Source organism: Catenuloplanes niger (genome assembly GCF_031458255.1).
In the GTDB taxonomy this organism is placed as follows: domain Bacteria; phylum Actinomycetota; class Actinomycetes; order Mycobacteriales; family Micromonosporaceae; genus Catenuloplanes; species Catenuloplanes niger.
Genome location: NZ_JAVDYC010000001.1, coordinates 7,866,910 through 7,886,669, shown reverse-complemented (window position 1 = coordinate 7,886,669; position 19,760 = coordinate 7,866,910). Strand labels below are relative to the sequence as shown.

17 protein-coding genes are annotated in these 19,760 nt (G+C 74.1%); 9 read left to right on the top strand and 8 right to left on the bottom strand.

Going from position 1 to position 19,760, the window contains the following annotated elements; translation table 11 throughout:
* Positions 1 to 9 precede the first annotated feature (9 nt).
* Positions 10 to 1,992 carry a PPC domain-containing protein gene (locus J2S44_RS34590; RefSeq protein WP_310422803.1) on the bottom strand — a complete coding sequence of 661 codons (1,983 nt, stop codon included), beginning with the start codon at positions 1,990 to 1,992 and terminating at the stop codon, positions 10 to 12.
* 95 nt (positions 1,993 to 2,087) lie between these two features.
* Here J2S44_RS34590 and J2S44_RS34585 point away from each other — a divergent pair, with 95 nt between their 5' ends.
* The 5 genes from J2S44_RS34585 to J2S44_RS34565 all read left to right on the top strand — a co-directional run bounded on the left by J2S44_RS34585 (position 2,088) and on the right by J2S44_RS34565 (position 5,097).
* On the top strand, positions 2,088 to 2,597 hold the full coding sequence (locus tag J2S44_RS34585; RefSeq protein WP_310422800.1) for a GNAT family N-acetyltransferase: 510 nt from the start codon (positions 2,088 to 2,090) through the stop codon (positions 2,595 to 2,597).
* Positions 2,598 to 2,717: 120 nt separating this feature from the next.
* A complete protein-coding gene (locus J2S44_RS34580; RefSeq protein ID WP_310422797.1) occupies positions 2,718 to 3,089 on the top strand; it encodes an Hpt domain-containing protein in 372 nt (123 codons plus the stop codon).
* Between the two features lie 150 nt (positions 3,090 to 3,239).
* The gene (locus J2S44_RS34575) at positions 3,240 to 3,650 is read left to right on the top strand and encodes a GNAT family N-acetyltransferase (RefSeq protein WP_310422793.1); all 411 of its coding nucleotides are present in this window, start codon (positions 3,240 to 3,242) and stop codon (positions 3,648 to 3,650) included.
* A 357-nt stretch (positions 3,651 to 4,007) separates the two neighbouring features.
* The gene (locus tag J2S44_RS34570) at positions 4,008 to 4,205 is read left to right on the top strand and encodes a hypothetical protein (RefSeq protein WP_310422790.1); all 198 of its coding nucleotides are present in this window, start codon (positions 4,008 to 4,010) and stop codon (positions 4,203 to 4,205) included.
* Between the two features lie 67 nt (positions 4,206 to 4,272).
* Entirely contained in the window at positions 4,273 to 5,097 is an 825-nt protein-coding gene (locus J2S44_RS34565) for a spermidine synthase (protein ID WP_310422788.1), read from the top strand.
* 40 nt (positions 5,098 to 5,137) lie between these two features.
* On the opposite strand, the gene J2S44_RS34560 is transcribed toward J2S44_RS34565, so the two are convergent.
* From J2S44_RS34560 to J2S44_RS34550, 3 genes are read right to left on the bottom strand one after another with little or no spacing between them, the layout of a single operon-like run.
* Positions 5,138 to 6,154 carry an acyl-CoA dehydrogenase family protein gene (locus J2S44_RS34560; protein WP_310422785.1) on the bottom strand — a complete coding sequence of 339 codons (1,017 nt, stop codon included), beginning with the start codon at positions 6,152 to 6,154 and terminating at the stop codon, positions 5,138 to 5,140.
* A gap of 32 nt (positions 6,155 to 6,186) precedes the next feature.
* Positions 6,187 to 7,395: an FAD/NAD(P)-binding protein gene (locus J2S44_RS34555; protein WP_310422782.1), complete on the bottom strand. Its 1,209-nt coding sequence runs from the start codon at positions 7,393 to 7,395 to the stop codon at positions 6,187 to 6,189.
* A 48-nt stretch (positions 7,396 to 7,443) separates the two neighbouring features.
* A complete protein-coding gene (locus tag J2S44_RS34550) occupies positions 7,444 to 8,265 on the bottom strand; it encodes a DUF3626 domain-containing protein (protein ID WP_310422779.1) in 822 nt (273 codons plus the stop codon).
* 126 nt (positions 8,266 to 8,391) lie between these two features.
* On the opposite strand from J2S44_RS34550, the gene J2S44_RS34545 reads away from it, so the two are divergent.
* Both J2S44_RS34545 and J2S44_RS34540 read left to right on the top strand, forming a co-directional pair.
* The gene (locus tag J2S44_RS34545) at positions 8,392 to 8,730 is read left to right on the top strand and encodes an ArsR/SmtB family transcription factor (RefSeq protein ID WP_310422776.1); all 339 of its coding nucleotides are present in this window, start codon (positions 8,392 to 8,394) and stop codon (positions 8,728 to 8,730) included.
* Positions 8,727 to 9,200, top strand: a complete 474-nt coding sequence (locus J2S44_RS34540; RefSeq protein ID WP_310422772.1) for an SRPBCC family protein — start codon at positions 8,727 to 8,729, stop codon at positions 9,198 to 9,200. The genes J2S44_RS34545 and J2S44_RS34540 overlap by 4 nt, the downstream gene beginning before the upstream one ends.
* A gap of 46 nt (positions 9,201 to 9,246) precedes the next feature.
* On the opposite strand, the gene J2S44_RS34535 is transcribed toward J2S44_RS34540, so the two are convergent.
* Together J2S44_RS34535 and J2S44_RS34530 are read right to left on the bottom strand one after the other, a co-directional pair.
* A complete protein-coding gene (locus J2S44_RS34535; protein WP_310422769.1) occupies positions 9,247 to 10,428 on the bottom strand; it encodes a hypothetical protein in 1,182 nt (393 codons plus the stop codon).
* 632 nt (positions 10,429 to 11,060) lie between these two features.
* Entirely contained in the window at positions 11,061 to 12,581 is a 1,521-nt protein-coding gene (locus tag J2S44_RS34530) for a deoxyguanosinetriphosphate triphosphohydrolase family protein (RefSeq protein ID WP_310422766.1), read from the bottom strand.
* A gap of 382 nt (positions 12,582 to 12,963) precedes the next feature.
* On the opposite strand from J2S44_RS34530, the gene J2S44_RS34525 reads away from it, so the two are divergent.
* A complete protein-coding gene (locus tag J2S44_RS34525) occupies positions 12,964 to 15,561 on the top strand; it encodes a Tex family protein (RefSeq protein WP_310430068.1) in 2,598 nt (865 codons plus the stop codon).
* Between the two features lie 161 nt (positions 15,562 to 15,722).
* The gene (gene aroA, locus J2S44_RS34520; RefSeq protein WP_310422763.1) at positions 15,723 to 16,949 is read left to right on the top strand and encodes a 3-phosphoshikimate 1-carboxyvinyltransferase; all 1,227 of its coding nucleotides are present in this window, start codon (positions 15,723 to 15,725) and stop codon (positions 16,947 to 16,949) included.
* A 42-nt stretch (positions 16,950 to 16,991) separates the two neighbouring features.
* Here aroA and J2S44_RS34515 read toward each other — a convergent pair whose 3' ends face one another.
* Positions 16,992 to 17,522: a GNAT family N-acetyltransferase gene (locus tag J2S44_RS34515; RefSeq protein WP_310422758.1), complete on the bottom strand. Its 531-nt coding sequence runs from the start codon at positions 17,520 to 17,522 to the stop codon at positions 16,992 to 16,994.
* 57 nt (positions 17,523 to 17,579) lie between these two features.
* The gene (locus J2S44_RS34510) at positions 17,580 to 19,640 is read right to left on the bottom strand and encodes a sensor histidine kinase (RefSeq protein ID WP_310422755.1); all 2,061 of its coding nucleotides are present in this window, start codon (positions 19,638 to 19,640) and stop codon (positions 17,580 to 17,582) included.
* Positions 19,641 to 19,760: the final 120 nt, after the last annotated feature.

Sequence of the window (19,760 nt, the reverse complement as noted above, 5' to 3'; positions counted from 1 at the left end):
CGCGGTCTTTCACCGCCCGGGCTTGACCAACGCCCAGGCCGTACGCACCGCGGTGTTCTCGGTGCCGTCGAAGCCCTCGAACGTGCTGAGCGGGCCGGGGCCGAAGCGGGCGAAGACATCGTCCGCGGTGCCCCCGACGTTGTCCGGGCCGACGCCGAAGAAGAACGCCGGGTCGGCGCCGCCCTCGTCCATGATGTTCAGCTGGTCGTCGACGCTGGTCAGGTGCCAGTTGCCCAGGTAGTGCCCGGCCTCGTGGCTGATCAGCGTGCCCAGCACCCGGCCGACGAACGCGACCCGGTCACTGGCCGGCGTGAGGTACGTGTTCAGCGAGACCGGGTCGCCGGCCGGGCCGCTGAGCAGGTCCAGCAGCACGATCGCGGTCTCCTCCCGGGCGAAGTTGCCCGGGTCGATCGACTGCGCGATCCCGACCGTGGGGATCTCCAGCTCCTCGATCGTGCCGCCGATGATCACCCGGCTGGTGTCCGGGCTGCCCCAGGTCTCCGGGCCGTCCGCGTCCGTCACCACGCGCACCGCCAGCTCGTCCACCCGCGCGTCCCGGCGGGCCTGGTTCAGCTGCGCGTTCACCGTGCGCTTGACCACGTCGAGCAGCCGCGGCAGGTCCGCCTCGGTCAGCCCCCAGTTCGGCAGGAACGCGGGAAGGCCGGTCACCGGCCGCTCCCCCGGCGTCGCGCCCGCGTCGAAGATGGCCGGGTCGATCGTGGCGCCGTTCGTGTCGATCAGCAGCGTCTGCTTCGTGCCCCGCGGCTCGGACTCCGCCGCCGGGCGGGAGATCACGGCGTTCGCCGTGTACGCCCCGGCGCCGCGCTCGATCACGATCCGGTGCCGGCCGGACACCGCCGCGATGTGGTCCGCGACCGCGTTGCCGCCCTTCGGCAGCGGCGACGACGGCGGCACGATGAACGACAGGTCCACGACCGAACCGAACACCTGCGTGCCGCTCGGGTCGTAGATCTCCAGCCGGGCCGCGCCACCGGACACGTTCAGCCCGAGCACGTCACCCTTGTCCAGGTCGACCGCGAACGAGTCGTGGTCCTCCGCCGCGACCTGCAACAGCACCGTGTACGGCCCCTCCGAGCCGGCGCCGGGCCCACTGGCCGGGTCGTTCGGGTCGGCCGGCAGCAGCGGCCCGGTCCAGCCGCCGATCGCCACGTAGTACGTCCCGTCCGCGGGCAGCTCGATCGAGAACCGGCTGCTCCAGTCCGCCGGCGGCGCCTGGTCGTCGTTGCCGCCGAGCAGCGTGCCGTCCGCCGCGTACAGCGCCGCGAAGCTGTCCAGCACCGCGCCCGGGGTGTCCACGTCCACCGTGACCACCTCGCCGGCGCGGCCGGTCAGCTCGTAGAAGTCGAAGTCACCGGTGCCGGTCCCGGCCGAGCCGTGCGGGCCGTCGCCGATCGTGCCGCTGGTGGTGACCGCGCGCCGCGCCGCGGAGATGCCGGTCTCGGTGGCCAGCGGGATCGCGCCGTCGTCCTCGGCCGGCGGGGCCAGCGGCTCGGCCACCGGCGCCTCGGACGCGAGCGTGCCGGTGACGGTGAACGAGCCGGACTCGTGCCGGCCCGAGCCGACGCCGCGGATGAACTCCGGCCGGGTGTCGTTGCGGCCGCGCACCGTGGCCGGTTCGCGCTCGGCGTAGGACGAGCCGGCGCCGCCGCCCGAGCGGGTGGCCGCCGCCTCCGCGCCGGTGGCCGCCGCGCGCTGCCAGGCGGCGATCCGCGTGGTGGTCAGCCGGCCGTCGAGGCCGAACGTCATGCCGGGCGCCGCGCCGCGGGCACCGGGCGCGTCCGGAGCGCCGAACGACAGGTACGGGTTCGCCCCGGTCGCGGTCAGGCCCTTCAGCTTCGCCCGATCGGGTGCCTCGGCCCGAGCCGCAACGGGCGCCTCGGCCTGGGCCGGAGCGGGCGCCCCGACCGTCACGGCGAGGGCCACCACGAGGAGCGACGGTGCGGTTCTGCGCAGGGTTGTGCGTACGTTCACGACGCCTCCCATAGACGCTGGACACTGTGCCGAGCGACAGCCTAGGCGGGAGTATTCGATGTACGCAGTCCCGTTCCGGTCGCTAGTCTGCCGCCGTGCCGCTCTCGATCCGCCTCGCCACCGCGTCCGACCTGCCGTTCCTGCCGCCGATCGAGGTCGCCGCGGGGGCCGCGTTCACAGCTGTGAACATGTGGGAAATCGCGGCCGACGCGCCGCCCGGCCCGGACGAACTGGCCCGCTACCAGCGTGACGGGCGGGCCTGGGTGGCGCTCCGCGACGCCGTGCCGGCCGGCTATCTGCTGGCCGCACGGGTCGACGGCGCCGCGCACGTCGAGCAGGTCACCGTACACCCGGACCACGCCGGGCAGCGGATCGGCGCCGCGCTCATCGACCGGTGCGCGGCCTGGGGACGGTCCTGGGGAGCCCGGCGGACCACGCTCACCACGTTCGCCGACGTGCCGTGGAACGCGCCCTACTACGAGCGGCTCGGTTTCACGGTCGTACCGGCGCGGGCGCTGACGCCCGGCCTGGCCGCGATCCGCGCCGCCGAGGCCGCCCGCGGGCTCGACCGGTGGCCGCGCGTGGCGATGAGCCGGGATTCCTAATCCGGGCGCGCGCCGATCCGATGGGGCACGCATGGCCGAACGCCCCGGGGTGCCGCGCGACGACCCCGCGCGCGCTCAGATCGGCGCACCCACCGCGCCGGACGGCCGGCGGCAGCCGTCATGACCGACGCCCGCGCCGCCGCCCTGGACGAGCGGCTGCTGGACATCGCCGGCCCGGACCCGTCGCCCGCCGAACGCGCGCTGATGGTGCGGCTGATCGAGAACTTCCTCCGCAAGGTCCCGGCCATGCTGGACCACCTGGAGTTCACGCTGGCCGCGGACGACCCGGCCGAGGCCCGCACCGCCGCCCACGCGCTGCGCGGCTCCGCGTCCAACATCGGCGCCGACGGCCTCGCCCTGCTCGCCGGCGCGGTCGAGGACGAGATCCGCGCCGGCCGCCCGCCGGCACCCGCGGCCGTCACCGCGCTCCGCGCCGAGGCCGACGCCGTCCGCCCGCTCCTCACCGCCGCCGCCGACCGCCTGACCGGCTGAGGGCGGTATCGACGGGCCGGTACGGCGTGGCCCGGGCGCCACCCGATCGCCCGTGCGGGGCCGCACGCGGCACGACGTAGCAGACCGAGCACATCGTGGGGCGGCATGATCCGGGTGCGGGCGCCCTGATCATCGGAGAGACTCGCGTCCATGCTCGATCTTCGCGACGACGACCCGGACCTCGAGAAGCGCCTGTCCGACGAACTGGACGCGATCAACGAGGCGGCGGTCGGTGCCGACGACCACCGGAACCTGGCCATCCGGCTGACCGACGACGACGGCACGCTGATCGGTGGCCTCACCGGCTACACCTGGGGCGGCTGCGGCGGCATCTCCTCGCTGTGGCTGCGCGCGGAGCACCGCGGGCGGGGCCACGGCGCCCGGCTGCTGGCCGCCGCCGAGGACGAGATCCGCCGGCGCGGCTGCGACCGCGTCGTGGTCGCCACCATGTCGTTCCACGCGCCCGGCTTCTACCTGCGGCACGGCTACCGCGAGGTCGGCTACACCCCCGGCATGCCCGGCGGCACCGGCAAACACCACTTCCACAAGCCGCTCGGGTAACGCGCGAAGCCGCTCGGGTAACGCGCGAAGCCGCGCGAGCAACGCGCGGTCACCGGGTGGCCGGCGCCGCCCGGGACGGTCTCCGCCCGATCCCGCGCCCCCGCCGCCACCCGGCCCGGACCACGTTCGCTCAACTTCCCGGCAGGTTCGCCGCCGCGTGCTGCCGTCGTCACACCGCGTATCGCATCCTAGGAGGCTGGTGTGATTTCGCCGCGATGGCCGTCCGGCGCCGGCGCGGCCGTGCGCGCGCCCGTCCGACCGGCCGTGTAGCGCGGAGCGCGGTTGGGTAGAGAGCTGATACCACACGATGGGCAGCGTGCGGGCGAATATGTCACACGCTCTATATAGGAGGCTGGCGTGCGTATCGGAGCGGTCGTCATCGTCATTTGGCTGATCATCGGCGCACTGGCGGCGGGACAGCGTGGCTACTTCGCCAACGACCCGGAGAACTGTGCGGAGATCTCCACCACCGCGGTCACGATCGTGGCGGGGCCGCTGAACTACGTGGGTCTGAACCCGAAGGTGGACTGCGACGTGCCGCAGCCGTCGGAGTAACCGGCAGCGTGACGGAAAGGGCCGGTGGACCTCGCCGGCCCTTTTCTCGTGGGCGTACGTTGGGTGCGTGAATCTCCCTGAACCCGTTGCGGGGGTGGCGATGCCGACCGGTTTCGGCCTCGCCGAGCTGGTTCCGGACGCGACGGCGCCGGGCGCGTGGACGCTGCAGGTCGACGGCGTGCCGCAGTCGTACGTCGACGTCGGCGACCCGACCCGGATGAAGTTCGACTACATGCGGCGGCTGGTCACCGTGGTGGACACGGTGGCCGAGCCGGGCGTGCCGCTGCGCGTGCTGCACCTCGGCGGTGGCGCGCTGAGCCTGCCGCGCTACGTCGCGGCCACCCGGCCCGGTTCGGTGCAGACCGTGGTCGACCGGGACACGCTGCTGATGGCGCTGATCTGGGACCGGCTGCCGCTGCCCGCGGACGCGGGCGTAACGATGCTGCTCGGCGACGCGCGGGAGACGCTGGAGGAGCTGCCCGCCGGCGAGTTCGACCTGGTCGTCGCGGACGTGTACCAGGCGGCGCAGATGCCGCGGAGCATCACCAGCACCGGGTTCGTGCGGGCCGCGGCCCGGCTGCTGCGGCCGGACGGGCTGCTCGCGGTGAACGTGGTGGACGTACCGCCGCTGGCCCGGTCCCGGGTGATGGCGGCGACGCTCGGCGCAGTGCTGCCGGACGTGTGCGTGATCGCCGAGAACGGCATGCTGCGCGGCCGGAAGTGGGGCAACACGGTGCTGGTCGCCGGCCTGTCCGCGGGCCGGATCCCGGTGCAGCGGCTGAACGCGCTCGCGGCCCGCGACCAGGAGCCGGGACGCGCGGTCGGCGGCGCCGACATGCCCGCCTTCATCAGCGGCGCCACCCCGCTCCACGACCGGATCGTCACGTCGTGACGGCCACCGCGGAAGCCCCGCCGAGTCGGGCCGGGCGGCGTCACGCCCCGCCGGCCGGCCGGAACGAGTAGCGGTCCAGCAGCTCGTCGCGGATCAGCGGCCGGGTCCCGTACACCAGGAGCATGCCGGCCTCGCGCAGCAACCGCTCCGGGTGGCCGCCACGCAGCCCGGCCACCGAGCCGGAGTGCACGATCAGTGTGGCCGCGGCCCGGACCGCCAGTTCCGACGCGGTCGCGCGGGCGGCCGGCGTCTTCTCCGCGTCCGCGGCGAGCAGCGCGGCCCGGGCCGTCTCCAGTTCCGCGTCCAGCGACGACGGGCCGAGCAGCGCGCAGCAGCGGCGCACCACGCCCAGCGCCAGGAAGCCGTTGAGCGCGGAGCCGCCGGCCTCGGTGCGCGTCCACGAGTCGAGCGGCAGCGCGTGCATCAGCCGGTCGGCCGGCACCGGGTGCCCGGTGAAGCGCAGCACCGCGGTCCGGCTCGCCCGCAGCGCGGCCAGGTCCTGCACGGTGGCGGTCAGCGTGTCCGACGGCACCGCGTCGACCAGCAGGAACATGGCGTTGCCGGCGTCGTCGCGGGCACCCACCTGGACCACGTCGATCATGTCCCAGCCGCTGACCCAGGGCACCTCGCCGTCCAGCACGAACCCGCCGTCCACCCGCCGGGCCCGCATGCCCTCGCCGCCGGGTCGCAGCCCGGCCAGCGCGACCCCGCCGCGCACGTCGCCGGCGGCCAGCCGGGGCAGCCACGACTCGCGCATGCCGGGCGTCCGGCTGGCGGCCGCGCCGAGCACCACACCGTGGTGCTGCATCCAGACCAGCGTGGTGGTCAGGCAGCCGCTGGCGAGCACCTCCAGCAGATACGCGGCGGTGGCGATGTCCGCCATGCCCAGCCCGCCGTGCTCGGCCGGGGCCGCCACGCCGTAGAAGCCGAACCGCCGCAGCATGTCGAGGTGTGATCGCGGCACCCGGCCGGCCCGGTCCACCTCGGCCGCCGCCGGCAGGAACATCTCCTCCGTGATCTGTTCCGCCCGCGAACGCATGGTCGCCGCATCAGTCATGCCACCAACGTATCGAATCCGATATGCCAAAATCAGGCGGCGACGTCCGATACATCCGTGCGGCTGAGCGCGGTCGCCAGCGCGTCCGCCTGCGCGCGGATCTCCGGGATCGCGGTGGTCTCCCAGAGCCGCCCGCGACGCAGCGGACCGAGCAGCCACAGCGGCGCGCACACGTCCAGGCCCAGCCCGTGCGGGCCGACCCGGGCCAGCCCGTCCGCGATCAGCGCGGCCGTCAGCGGATCCGCCGCCCACGGCAGCCGGCCCGGCCCGGCCGCGTTCACCACCTGGACCGACCCGAGATCAAAATCTTGCAGCGGTACGGATGAACAGCGCACCCGGACGGCCGTGCTCGCCAGGTGCCGGCCGAGTTCGGCCGCGACCGGGCCGGCCATCCGGTGCCGGTGCACGTCCCAGTGCCGGGCGCAGTGCCGCAGGAACCGCGACCGGTCCGCCTCGCTCGCGGCGGCCCACAGCGTGTTCGCGTGCGGCCGGACCGCGTCGATCACCGGCTGCCAGCCGCCGGGGTGATCCGCCGCGAGCTCCCGGACCGCGCGGACGAGCGACCGCAGCGAGCGGCCCCGGGCGACCAGTGCGCCGACGAGCGCGGCGTCCGGCCGTACCCCCGGGTGGTCCTGATGGGTGCGGGGCAGCAGGCCGCGGCGGGACACCAGCGTGACCGGTGCGGACCGGCCGCGGCGCAGCAGCGTGAGCGCCACGTCGACCGCGGTCAGCCCGGTGCCCGCGACGACGACCGGCCACGCCGGGTCGATCACGTCCAGCGCGCCCGGCGCCCACGGGTCCGGCACCAGGCCCGGCCGCCCGGCGGCGAACGCGGGCACCACCGGCCGGGGCGGCCCGAGCGCCAGCACCACGTCGGCCGCCCGCACCGGCAGCCCGCCCGCGAGGTGCACGGTCAGCCCGGCCGGGCCCCGGGTGATCCGGACCGCCCGGTCGGCGCGCAGGTCGACCGGCAGACCGCCGAGGATCGCGCGCAGGTAGTCGCCGTAGCGCCGGCGCGGCAGGAACGCGTCCGGGTCGGCCGGCCCGGCCCAGCGCACGAAGCCGTCCCCCATCGCGGCGGCGCGCGAGTTGAGCAGGTGCCACGGTTCCGGCGCGCGATAGGCCGGCCCGCCCGGCGGCGCCGGATCGATCATGACCAGATCCCGGTCCGGACATCGGCGGTGGAGCGCGCGGGCGGCCAGGATGCCGCTCGCGCCGGCCCCGATGATCGCGACAGTCATGCCCGCTCAACGAGCCGCATCACCTATGGAAACGATAGGAGAAATGGTCTATCCGCCGTACCGCGCCAGATAGTGCCAGGCCCACTTGAGCAACTGCGGATCGTGCCCCGGCTCGCGGGCCGCGTCCCCGATCAGGCGCGGCACCAGGTATCCGTCCCCGGCCAGGCGCTCCGCGCACTCGCGGCCCGGGTCCGGCCGGTAGCCGGGGTGCCGGCGCAGCTCGGCCGCGGTCACCCGGAAGCCGGGGTGCCACTCGACCGGGCAGGGCAGCGCGGCGGCCGCCGCCTCCACCGGGGTGCCGCGGTAGCTCGGGTCGAGGACCAGCGCGTCCACGTCGCGGTCGAGCAGCACCGGCCCGTGCACGTGTGCCTCGACGTAGTCGTCCAGCGGATCGTCGCTGCGCCCCGGTTCGGTCACCGACATCCGGGCCCGCACGCCGAAGAGCGTGGGATCCAGCACGCTGTCCGGGAAGCAGAACGTGGTCCGGTCGAGCGCGTGCGCGGCCAGCCGGAAGTACGACGAGCCGAAGCGCGGCGAGCCGCCGGCCGGCCGGCCGGCGTGGTACAGCGAGCCGTAGACCGGGCGGTGCCGGAACTCGGCCTCGTCGTAGACGCCGCCGAACAGCCGGCTCTCCCACCGCCACCGGTCGCCGCCGGGAAACGCGGTGAGCCCGCCGTTGCCGGTGCCGGTCTCGAACTGCGACCGGTAGCGGTTGTCCCGGCGCATCGCGTCCAGGATCGGCTCGCCGGACCGGGTCAGCCGGTCCGGGTGGAAGTGCAGCGCGACGGCGAAGCCGTCACCGAGTGGCTCACCGGTGGCCAGCGCGGCGACGTGCGCGACCGCGCGCCGCCAGATCTCCTCCGTGGACATCCGCAGATGGTCACTCGACGCCGCCGGTCCGGCGAGCGATTTTCGGTATTCAACTTTCCGGTTGACAAGGGTGGTCGGCACGCTAAGCTCAACCCATCGGTTAATTAACCAGGTGGTTGAGGAACGATGGCAGACAGACTCAGCGAGGTCTTCGCGGCACTGGCCGACCCGACGCGGCGGGCGATCCTGGCCCGGCTCACCGAGGGCGAGGCCAGCGTGAACGAGCTGGCCGCACCGTTCCCGGTCAGCCTGCAGGCGATCTCCAAGCACCTGAAGGTCCTGGAGCGCGCCGGGCTGATAGCTCGCGGCCGGGACGCGCAGTGGCGCCCGTGCCGGCTCGACCCGGAACCGTTGCGCGAGGTCGCGACGTGGATGGAGCAGTACCGGCGGTTCTGGGACGAGCGCTACGCGACGCTCGACGACTACCTGCGGGACCTGCAAGCACACGACGAGGAGACAGCATGACGACCGAACAGCTCACCGTGGACCGGATCTCCGACACCGAGATCGTCATGACCCGCGTGGTGGACGCGCCACGCGAACTGGTGTGGGCCTGCCACACCCAGGAGGAGCACCTGCGCCGCTGGTGGGGGCGTGGCAACCCGCTGGACGTCGAGATCGACTTCCGGGTCGGCGGCCGGTACCGGTACGTCGAGCACGCGGACGACGGGAACTCCTACGCGTTCCGGGGCGAGTTCCTGGAGATCGAGGCGCCGCACCGGCTGGTGCAGACGTTCGAGTTCGAGGGCATGCCCGGGCACGTCGCCACCGACTCGCTGGTCCTGACGGAGGAGGACGGGCGCACCGTACTCACCACGACGTCCCGGTTCACCTCGAAGGAGGACCTCGACGGCATGGTCGCGTCCGGCATGTCGGACGGTGCCCAGCGGTCCTACCTGGCGCTCGACGCGCTGCTGCGCGAGCTGACGGCCTGAAACCGTCCGGGGGTACGGACGGGGCCCGTCCGTACCCCCGGCACGCTCACTGCGGTGGGACGTCACCCGGGTACGGCCGCTGCCCGGGGGCGTACGGCGGCGGCTGCACCGGGAACTGCGGGTGCTGCGGGTGCTGCGGCACCGGGTACTGCGGGTGTTGCGGCACCGCGAACTGCGGTTGGTGCGGCGCCGGGAACTGCGGCACCGGCGACGGTTGCGGCACCGGGAAGTTCGGCGGCACCGGGACCGTCTGCGACTGCACCGGGTACTGCGGGGCCGGGACGTACGGGTTCGGCTGCGGCCCGAAGTGCGGCACCGTGAACGGCTGCGGCGCGAACGGCGGCGCGGTGAACGGCGCGACCATCGGCGGCGCGGCGTGCGGCGGCCACGGCTGCGGGCCCGGGCGCGGGCCGGCGGCCGGACGGCCGGGGTGGAACCAGCGGTTCGCGGACGGCACCAGCAGAAGCACCATCACGGCGACCGCCAGGAAGACCGCGACCACGCCGAGCAGCGGCATGCCGACGTCGAAGGCGACCGAGTTCCGCTCGGACACCAGGTCGGCGAGCCGGTCGTAGAACGCGTTCTCGTGGTAGTAGCCACCGGACGACGGCGGCTCCTCGAGGAACGGATCCTCCTCGAGCGGGTACTCCGCGAACGGTTCGCTCGCGCCGTAGCCGGTCGTGGAGAACGGGAGCGCGCCGATCAGGCCGCCGCTGCAGGCGCCGAGCACGACCAGGCCGAGCGCGGCGCCGAGACCGGCCACGTTGAGGATCCGGGTCACGTTGTTGCCGCGCGCGGTGAGCAGCGTGTTGGTCACCAGCCAGCCGGCCAGCAGCACCAGCAGCGCGATGGCCACGCCGTTCATCGACCAGTTCGCGACGCGCTCCGCGGCCGCGTCGAACTGCGAGGCACCGGGGGTGTCCGCGGCCTCGTCGATCAGCAGGCCGTAGGTGACGCCCTCCCAGACCAGCAGCCCGGCCATCGCCACCAGCAGCGCGACCACCACGTACTGCAGGATCACCGCGACGGTCACGGTGCCGGGCCGGGGCCCGCGCACGTCCGCCGACGGCGCCGGCGGCAGCAGGACCGGCGGCGGCAGGACCGGCGGCTGCTGCCGCAGTTGCGCCTCGACCGCCGGTCCACAGCCGGGATCCGCCGGTCCACCGGCGGCAACCGGGCCACCGGCGGCAACCGGGCCACCGGCCGGGACCGGACCGCCGTCGGCCACAGCGGCTGGAACAGCCGACGCCGGAACGTCCGACGCGGCCTGACCAGCCGACGCGACCGGCGAAGCCGGCGCGATCACGGTGGCCGGAGAAACCGACGTGATCGGCTCAGCCGGGGAACCCGACGTGATCGGGGCGGCCGGGGAAGCCGACGCGACCGGAGTGGCCGGGGAAGCCGACGCGACCGGGGCGGCCGGCTGGGCGGCCGCCTGCTGGGCCGGGCCGGCGGGCAGGGAACCGGCGGCGGACGCCGGCGAGGCCTCGGCAGCGCGTGGCGCGGGCACCTCGGTGCCCGCGACGGGTGGGAGAACCGGCGCGTCCAGGACCGCGGGCGGGTATGCGGGCCGGCTCTCCGGAGCGGGCGACGAAGCCGGAACGGGCGAGGAAGCCGGAACGGGCGAGGAAGCCGGAACGGGCGAGGAAGCCGGAACGGGCGAGGAAGCCGAAACGGGCGAGGAAGCCGGAACGGGCGAGGAGGCCGGCTCGGCGGACGCCGGCGATGCGGCGGGCGACGGCGCGGCGGTGTCGCCGGTGGCCGCGGCCGGCCGCTCGGCGGGATCGGGGGTGGGTGATTGCACGCGCGCACGCTACCGAAATGATCACCAGCGCGACACCCCGATATCGCCGGTGCCGGTCAGAGCACGAACGCGTCCGTCCACAGTTGACCGGAGCGCCCGGAGAGCGCGTCCAGCATCGCGACCGCCTGGCTGTCCGTCAGCGACGCCACGAAGTCCACGATCGCGCGCCCGCGGGCCTGCGCGGACCGGTGCGGCGTGGCCGGGTCCAGCTCCGCCTCGGCCAGCTCGACCAGGTCGTGCAGCCGGCGCGGCAGGCGGGTGGTCTCGTCCGGGTCGTCGATCCAGGCGAGCAGCGCCTCGACCAGCGTGCCGAGCAGCCGGGCCTGGCCGCGCTGGTGCAGTGCCAGGTCCGGCCGTTCCAGCACGAACCGGTGGTGCACGAACTTGAGCACCTGCACCTCGTGCCACTGCACCGGGGAGAGCAGCACGTGCCCGGACCGCACCGACGGCCGGTCGGTCACCGTGATCGCGTCGACCAGGCCGCGCGTCCAGGTGTCGGAGAACCGGGAGACCGCGTGCTCCGCCTCGACCGAGCCGTCGAACGGCGCGGACAGCAGCCCGTCGACCAGCTCGCGGCGCACGTGCGCGACCGCGGTGGCGAACGCCTCGTCGTCGCTGACCCAGGAGTCCTTGCGGTGCAACGTGCGCCGCAGCCGCTCGATCGACCGGCCGGGCCGGCGCGCGTTCAGCTCCAGCGCCGCGTCCGACTCGATCGCCAGCTCGCCCGCGTGCCGCTGCCAGGCGGAGAGTTCGGCCGCGACCTCGCCCTGGCGGAGCACGCCGACCCGGTAGAAGTCCTCCACGTCGTGGATCGCGTACGCGATGTCGTCCGCGGTGTCCATGATGGACGCCTCCGCGGTCTGCTGCCAGTCCGCGATCCGGCCCTCGAACGGCGCGCGGGCCTGGCGCATGTCACGCACCTCGGTGCCGTACGCGCCGAACTTCAGCGAACCACTGTCCGGCTCCGCGGCCGGCACGGTCGCGCCGCGCGGCGCCGGGCTGAGCGTGGACGGGTGCGGCGCCGGGTAGCCCCGGCGGGTCCACGGATACTTCAGCATCGCGGCGCGGACGGCCGCGGTCAGGTCCAGCCCGATGATCGTCTCGCCGCGCGCCTCGCCGCGGATCTCGGTGCTGGTCACGATCCGGTACGACTGGGCGTTTCCCTCGAATCCGTCCGCGAGCCCGAGCCGCTCCCGCGCGAGCCGGTCCAGCACCCGCTCGCCGAGGTGCCCGAACGGTGGATGCCCGAGGTCGTGCGCCAGTGACGCGGCCTCCACCACGTCCGGGTCGCACCCGCCGAGCTTGTCCAGCAGGTCGCGGTGCCCGGCGTCGCCCAGCAGGCGTTCCGCGATCGCGCGGCCGACCTGGGCGACCTTGAGGCTGTGCGTCAGCCGGTTGTGCACCAGCAGGCCGGAGCCGCCGGGACTGATCACCTGGGTGACGCCGCCCAGCCGGGCGAAGAACGTGGACGACACGATCCGGTCCCGGTCCGCCCGGAACGGCGACCCGGCCAGATCGCCGGGCGCCCGCCCGGCACCGGAGAGCCGCTGCGCACGGGGGTCCTCGGAATCAGCCATCCCGCCACGCTAACAGCCTGATGATCATTTGCCCCCGGACGGTACGGGGTGGGGTGCGACGCCACCGGCGACGGCACCCGTCGGGAGGAACCCCGGCGGCGACCGGTGCCCGCGGGAGTCCCTGCCGCCGGAGGCACGCCGCCCCTGCGCCGGAAGCGCGAACATCGGTTCGCCGGGTCCGCGGCGGCACGCCGTGCGGCACGGGGTGGCGCGACAAGTGTCGGTGGGTGCGGGCAGAATGGCGGCCGAGATGACATCAGAAGGTGGATCAAGCGTGACTACGTCTGTGGACCCAGCACTGCCCCCGGCCGAGGCTCAGCCCGAGGTGCTCGCGGCGGCCGAGCCGGTCGCGGTGACGCCGACCGCGACCACCGCGGCGTTCGTGGCGGCGAGCGCCGGCGCCATCAACCAGCGCATCGCCGAGGAGCTCGGCGTGCGGGAGCGGCAGGTGGCCGCCGCGGTGGAGCTGCTGGACGGCGGGTCGACCGTGCCGTTCATCGCGCGATACCGCAAGGAGGTGACCGGCACGCTCGACGACGCGCAGCTGCGCGCGCTGGAGGAGCGGCTGCGTTACCTGCGCGACCTCGAGGAGCGGCGCGCCGCGATCCTGGAGTCGATCCACGGGCAGGGCAAGCTGACCGAGGAGCTGCAGGCGCAGATCCTGGCGGCCGAGTCGAAGGCCCGGCTGGAGGACATCTACCTGCCGTTCAAGCCGAAGCGGCGGACCAAGGCGCAGATCGCCCGCGAGGCCGGCCTGGAGCCGCTCGCCGACGCGCTGATCGGCGACCCCACGCACGACCCGCAGGCGACCGCGGCCGGCTACGTCGACGAGGCGAAGGGCGTCGCCACGCCGCAGGCCGCGCTGGACGGCGCGCGCGCGATCCTGGTCGAGCGCTTCTCCGAGGACGCGGACCTGATCGGCACGCTGCGCGAGCAGGTGTGGAGCCGCGGCGTGCTGGCGGCAAAGGTGCGCGAGGGCAAGGAGGAGGCGGGCGCGAAGTTCAAGGACTACTTCGACTTCTCCGAGCCGCTGACCAAGCTGCCGTCGCACCGGATCCTCGCCATGTTCCGCGGCGAGAAGGAGGAGGTGCTGGAGCTCTCCCTGTCGCCGGACGCGACCGAGGTCGAGGGCCCGACCACCTACGAGGCCGCGATCGCGGCCCGCTTCAACATCGAGGACCAGGGCCGGCCGGCCGACCGCTGGCTCAAGGACACGGTCCGGTGGGCCTGGCGCACCCGCATCCTGGTGCACCTGGAGATCAACCTGCGGTCCCGGCTGTGGCAGGAGGCGGAGGAGGAGGCGGTCCGCGTCTTCGCGGCGAACCTGCGCGACCTGCTGTTGGCCGCGCCGGCCGGCACCCGCGTCACCATGGGCCTGGACCCGGGCCTGCGCACCGGCGTGAAGGTCGCGGTGGTGGACGCGACCGGCAAGGTCGTCGACACCGCGACGATCTACCCGCACGAGCCGCGCCGGAAGTGGGACGAGTCGATCGCCACGCTCGCGGCGCTGGCCACCAAGCACAACGTCGACCTGATCGCGATCGGCAACGGCACCGCGTCCCGCGAGACGGACAAGCTGGCCGGTGACCTGATCAAGGCGTTCCCCGGGCTCGGCATGACGAAGATCGTGGTGTCCGAGGCCGGCGCGTCCGTCTACTCCGCCTCGGCGTACGCGTCGGAGGAGCTGCCCGGCCTGGACGTGTCGCTGCGTGGCGCCGTCTCCATCGCACGCCGCCTGCAGGACCCGCTGGCCGAGCTGGTGAAGATCGATCCGCGCTCGATCGGTGTCGGGCAGTACCAGCACGACCTGTCCGAGGTGAAGCTGTCCCGTTCGCTCGACGCGGTCGTCGAGGACTGTGTGAACGGCGTCGGCGTGGACGTGAACACCGCGTCCGCCCCGCTGCTCACCCGGGTGTCCGGCATCGGCGCCGGCCTCGCGGAGAACATCGTGCTGCACCGCGACGCGAACGGGCCGTTCCGGTCCCGGGCCGCGCTCAAGCAGGTGCCGCGCCTCGGCCCGAAGGCGTTCGAGCAGTGCGCGGGCTTCCTGCGCATCCCGGCCGGCGACGACCCGCTGGACGCGTCCGGCGTGCACCCGGAGGCGTACCCGGTGGTCCGCCGGATCGTGGAGGCGACCGGCGGCGACCTGAAGTCGCTGATCGGCAACGGCGGCGCGCTGCGCCGTCTCTCCCCCGCGCAGTTCGTGGACGAGCAGTTCGGTCTGCCCACGGTCACCGACATCATCGCGGAGCTGGAGAAGCCCGGCCGTGACCCGCGGCCGGCGTTCAAGACCGCGGCGTTCGCGGACGGTGTGGAGAAGCTCTCCGACCTGACGCCGGGCATGAAGCTGGAGGGCGTGGTCACGAACGTGGCCGCGTTCGGCGCGTTCGTCGACATCGGCGTGCACCAGGACGGTCTGGTGCACGTGTCCGCGCTGTCCAAGACGTTCGTCAAGGACCCGCGCGAGGTGGTCAAGCCGGGCGACATCGTCACGGTCAAGGTGCTCGACGTGGACATTCCGCGCAAGCGCATCTCGCTGACGCTGCGCCTGGAGGACGACGCCGAGGGCGGCGCGCCGCGCGGCGACCGGCCGCGCGGCGAGCGTGGCGGCCCGCGCGGCGAGCGCGGCGCACCGGGCGGCGGCGGCAACCGCGGCGGCGACCGGGGCGGCGACCGGGGCCGGAGCGGCGGCGAGCGCGGCCAGGCCGGCGCCGGCCGTGGCGGCCAGGCCGGCCAGAGCGGCGGCGGTCACGGCGGTGGCGGTCAGAGCGGTGGCGGTCAGAGCGGTGGCGGCGGTCAGAGCGGCGGCCGTGGCGGCCAGGACCGGCGCGGCGGCGGCCGGGACAACCGGTCCGGCGGCGCCCAGCGCGGCGGCCGGCCGGACTTCGCCAACTCCGCGATGGCGGACGCGCTGAAGCGGGCCGGTCTCGACAAGGGCCTGTCCTCCGGCGGCGACTCGCGCGACGCCAAGCGTCGTTGACCTGTTCGCGGTACGGCCCGGAAGCAGCGCTTCCGGGCCGTACCCGTTTCCGCTCCCGACGGACGGGACGGGCACGGAGTCCGTCAGCCGGCGGCGCGTGGCCCGTTACGATCTGTGGCAGCGAATCCACGCGAGCGCAGGGGGTAATTCGGGTGTCTGTGGTGGCGATTCCGGGATCGAAGTCGATCACCGCGCGGGCGCTGTTCCTGGCGGCCGCCGCGGACGGCACCACGGTGCTCGGCCGCCCGTTGCTCTCCGACGACACGGAGGCGTTCGCGGACGGTCTGGCCGCGCTCGGTTACCGGGTCGACCGCGGCACCGCGGACTGGACGATCACCGGCCGTCCCGAGGGACCGGCCGTCGACGACGCCGACGTCTACTGCCGGGACGCGGCCACCGCCGCCCGGTTCCTGCCCGGCCTGGTCGCGGCCGGGCACGGCACGTTCCGGTTCGACGCCTCGGAGCAGATGCGCCGCCGCCCGGTCGCGCCGCTGACCGCCGCGCTCCGCGCGCTCGGCGTCGACGTCCGGCACACCGAGCGGGAGGGTCACCTGCCGCTGACCGTGGTCGCGGACGGCGTCAAGGGCGGTGACCTGGAGCTGGACGCGAGCCTGTCGTCGCAGTTCCTGACCGCGATGCTGCTGGCCGGCCCGCTGACCCGGGAGGGTCTGAACATCACGGTGACCGGCCTGGTCAGCGCGCCCTACGTGGAGATCACGCTCGCCATGATGCGCCGCTTCGGCGTGACCGTGGCCCGCGACGGCAACACGCTGCGGGTGCCGCCGGGCGGTTACCGGGCCACGTCGTACCCGATCGAGCCGGACGCGTCCACCGCCAGCTACTTCTTCGCCGCCGCCGCGATCACCGGCCAGGAGGTGACCGTGCCCGGTCTCGGCGCCGGCGCGCTCCAGGGCGACCTCGGCTTCGTCGAGGTGCTGGGCCGGATGGGCGCGGAGGTGACGATCGGCGCGGACGCGACCACGGTCCGCGGCACCGGCCGGCTGACCGGCATCACCACCAACATGCGCGACATCTCCGACACGATGCCGACGCTCGCGGCCATCGCGCCGTTCGCGGACGGCCCGGTCCGGATCGAGGACGTCTACAACACCCGGGTCAAGGAGTGCGACCGCCTCGACGCGTGCGCGGACAACCTGCGCCGCCTCGGCATCCTGGTCGAGACCGGCGAGGACTGGATCGAGATCCAGCCCGGCGTCCCGGTCCCGGCCCGGATCGGCACCCGGCGCGACCACCGCATCGCGATGAGCTTCTCGGTGACCTCGCTGCGCGTCCCGCACATCACGCTCGACGACCCGGCGTGCGTGAAGAAGACGTTCCCCGAGTTCCACGACGTCTTCGGCGCGCTCCGCGCCCAGTGGGATCTCTGACCGGTTCCGTCCTCACCCGTGACCGCCCGGGCCACCGGGCGGTCACGGAAGACCGCGGGCGTACCGGACCTCGTCGAGCGGGAACCCGCGGGAGTCGTCGCGTTTGGTGTGCCCGTCCGGTCGCCAGCCGCCGCGTTCGTAGAAGCGGCGGGCGGCGGTGTTGCCGTCCAGCACCCACAGCGTCGCGCGGTGGCAGCCGTCCGCGGCGAGCGCCCGCAGCGCCTCGGTGATCAGCAACCGTCCTCCGCCGCCACCCTGGTACGCGGGCAGCACGTAGATCGCGAAGATCTCGCCGACGGCCTCGCCGGTGCCGGGCCCGTCCGCCGGGTCCCGCGACGGGCCGAAGCTGACGAAGCCGACCGGCCGTTCGCCGTCCGCCGGCAGCAGCACCAGCACGCCGGCCCGGCCCTCCGGCTCCCGCAGCCGGTCCTGCCAGAACGGGCGCCAGCGCACCGGGTCGAGCGCGCCCAGGTACGAGTCGGGGACGAACCCGCGGTAGGTGGCCTGCCAGGTGCGCACGTGCACGTCCGCGAGCACGGAGGCATCGTCGACGGTCGCTGGCCGGGTTCGCACGGCGTCAGTCTGGCAAAGCGCCGGTGGCAACCCGCCACGACCGGGACGATCGGGACATCACGCCGTTTCCAGGTCGAGATAGAAGATCGACCCATGCGGTGCGCCCGGGAGATATCCGGCATCGCCCCCGTTCGCACGCGCGAGACCTCGGACGATGTAGAGCCCGAGCCCGGTTCCGGGCTTGCTGGCCGCGGTCCGGCGGGCCCGGCTGAATTGCGAGAAGAGCTGGTCCCGGAACCCTTCCGGCACGCCGTCCCCGGCGTCGCGGACCCCGACCCGGACCGTGTTTTCAGCCGTACGGGTGACCTCGACCGCGACCGCGCCGCCGCCGTACTTGGCCGCGTTGGTCAGATAATTGACCAGCATCTGCTGCAGGTGGCCCCGGTTGACGAGGACGGAGACGGACGCGTCGCCGTGCACCGGCACCGCGCCGGCCGCGGCCAGGTCGGTCGCGGCCGCGATCGCGGCGGCGAGCGGGACCGGTTCGCGGTCCGCGTGCAGCCGCCCGGCGTCCAGCGCCACCTGGGTCAGCACCTCGCGGACCAGCGTGTCCAGCCGGGTCGCCTGCCGCCCGATCAGCTGCAGCTCCACGGAGGGCTCGTCGGCCATCTCCACGGTCGCCAGGATGGACATCAGCGGCGTGGCGATCTCGTGGCCGAGCATGCCGATCAGGTCGAGCTTCAGCGCGTTCGCGGCCTCCACCTCGGACAGCGCGGCGGTGCGCTCGGCCAGCAGCCGGTTGATCTCCGCGTAGTCGTCGGCGTGCCGCAGCCCGCCGCTCAGGCTGTGCCCGAGCAGTTCCAGGTGCTGGGTGTCGCCCTCGTCGAACGCGCCGGTCCGGGAGCTGGTCAACTTCAGCACGCCGATCACGTGGTCCTCGGAGAGCAGCGGGGTGATCAGCATCGAGCCGATCCCGATGCGCCGGCACGCGTCCCGGTCCACCCGCTCGTCGTCGGCCGGGTCGTCGCAGCGCATGGTGGCCGCCTCGCGGACCGCGTGCCCGCTCAGCGACGTGTGGACGGACAGCCGCAGTCCGGCGAACGGCGTCATCGAGCCGGAGACCGCGGTGTAGACCATCTCGTCACCGTCGAGCATCTCCACGGCGGCGCCGTCCGCCTGCGGGAACATCTCCAGTGCCCGGTCCGCGACCAGCCGCAGCGTCGCGGTGCGGTCCGCGGCCGCCTCGATCACCTCGCGCTGCACCGCGATCGTCTGCCGCAGCCGCGCGGCCAGCAGCGCGTTGTGCGACTCGGCCGCGCGTTCCGCGGTGACGTCCCGGGCCGCGACGACCGCACCGGAGACCGCACCGGTCGCGTCGCGCAACTGCCGGGCGGCGCAGACCAGGCGCTGGTCGCCGACCACCACCTCCGCGTCCACCACGACCTCGCCGCGCAGCGCGCGGATCAGCGGCAGCTCGTCGTAGGACATCGGCCGGCCGTCCGGGTGGCACGGGCCGAGCCGGGCGAAGAGCTGCTCCATCGGTACGGTGGGCGCGACCTGCGCGTGCAGCTGCCGGGCCGCCGGGTTGACCGTGGTGATCACCGCGTCCGCGTCGCAGGCGACGACGCCGTCGGAGAGGCTGTCCAGCACCGTGGCGAGGAACATCCGTTCGCGGCGCAGCCGTTCCTCGGCCGCGACCCGGTCGCTGATGTCGTGCAGGAACGCGTGGAACCACCAGACGCCCTCGACCTGGTTCGGCCAGATGACCACCTCGACCGTGACCACGTGGCCATCACGGTGCAGCGCGGGCAGTGCGAGCCGTTCCCCGGCGACCCGGGCCTCGCCGGTGGCCATGTACCGCCGCATGCCGCCGGCGTGCGCGTCGCGCAGCGGCTCCGGGATGATCGTGTCGGCCAGCACCCGGCCGATCACCTCGGCCGCGTGCCAGCCGAGCAGGCGTTCCGCGGCCGGGTTCCAGGCGCGGATGCGGCCGTCGGAGTCCATCGAGACGAACGCCTCGGTGGTGGTCTCCAGCACCCGGCGCAGCCCGATCGCCTCGGCGATCTCGTCGGCGCGCACGAGGTCCGCGGAGAGCACGGACATGTCGGAGAGCACGGGCAGGTCGGCCAGCGCGGCCACCTCCGGGTCCGGCACCGGTGCCGATCGAGGCCGGGACACCACGGGCCTACCACCTCCCGTGCGCACAACGGGTCATGAGATTTTACGAAAAACACGACAAAGCAACGCTAACGCGCGGGAGGCGGTTCGCGGGTCGATTCGGGAAAAGCGGGTAAGCAA

Coding starts and splice junctions, on each gene's coding strand:
- J2S44_RS34560 (WP_310422785.1), bottom strand. CDS start 6,154: ATGACTGATGCGGCGACCATGCGTTCGCGGGCGGAACAGATCACGGAG.
- J2S44_RS34540 (WP_310422772.1), top strand. CDS start 8,727: ATGACGACCGAACAGCTCACCGTGGACCGGATCTCCGACACCGAGATC.
- J2S44_RS34530 (WP_310422766.1), bottom strand. CDS start 12,581: ATGGCTGATTCCGAGGACCCCCGTGCGCAGCGGCTCTCCGGTGCCGGG.
- J2S44_RS34575 (WP_310422793.1), top strand. CDS start 3,240: ATGCTCGATCTTCGCGACGACGACCCGGACCTCGAGAAGCGCCTGTCC.
- J2S44_RS34580 (WP_310422797.1), top strand. CDS start 2,718: ATGACCGACGCCCGCGCCGCCGCCCTGGACGAGCGGCTGCTGGACATC.
- J2S44_RS34555 (WP_310422782.1), bottom strand. CDS start 7,395: ATGACTGTCGCGATCATCGGGGCCGGCGCGAGCGGCATCCTGGCCGCC.
- J2S44_RS34545 (WP_310422776.1), top strand. CDS start 8,392: ATGGCAGACAGACTCAGCGAGGTCTTCGCGGCACTGGCCGACCCGACG.
- J2S44_RS34550 (WP_310422779.1), bottom strand. CDS start 8,265: ATGTCCACGGAGGAGATCTGGCGGCGCGCGGTCGCGCACGTCGCCGCG.